Annotated in this window: 1 protein-coding gene; it reads right to left on the reverse strand. The window is 62.8% G+C overall.

Features of this window, described 5'->3' with window-relative positions; genetic code table 11:
• On the reverse strand, window positions 1-398 hold a 398-nt coding region (locus IMZ11_RS44125), incomplete at its 3' end, for a MaoC/PaaZ C-terminal domain-containing protein (RefSeq protein ID WP_308066923.1).
• Window positions 399-452: the final 54 nt, after the last annotated feature.

The following is a 452-nucleotide window of genomic DNA, read 5'->3' on the forward strand; positions in this document are numbered from 1 at the left end:
GAGTACTTGACCGCATCGGGGAGCTGCCCCTCGATGTTGGCCAGAACCGCTGCAGCGCTGAACATCCCGTGTGCGATGACCGTGGGGAAGCCGAACAGCTTGGCGGCGATCGCGTTGGTGTGGATGGGGTTGTGATCCCCGCCGATCGACGCGTAGTTCCGAATCTGGCCCGCGGTGATGCTCAGAACCGCGTTGGGCGGCGGCAGCTTCGGCTGCTTCTGCGGTTCCGGTTTCGGTTCACCGGACAGGCTGGTCTTCTGCTGGTGCAGGAACGTCGTCACCTGGTGCCACGCCGGGTCATTTCCGACCTTGAGTTCGGTGACGATGTCCACCAGCAGGCCCTTGCGGTGTTCACGCAAATTCTCCGCGTGTACGGCGGCGCTGACGGTGTCGGTCACCTTGATCGGCCGGTACTGCGTGATGTGGTTCTCGATGTGTACCGAACCCATTGC

Source organism: Microtetraspora sp. AC03309 (assembly GCF_020826795.1).
Classification (GTDB): domain Bacteria; phylum Actinomycetota; class Actinomycetes; order Streptosporangiales; family Streptosporangiaceae; genus Microtetraspora; species Microtetraspora glauca.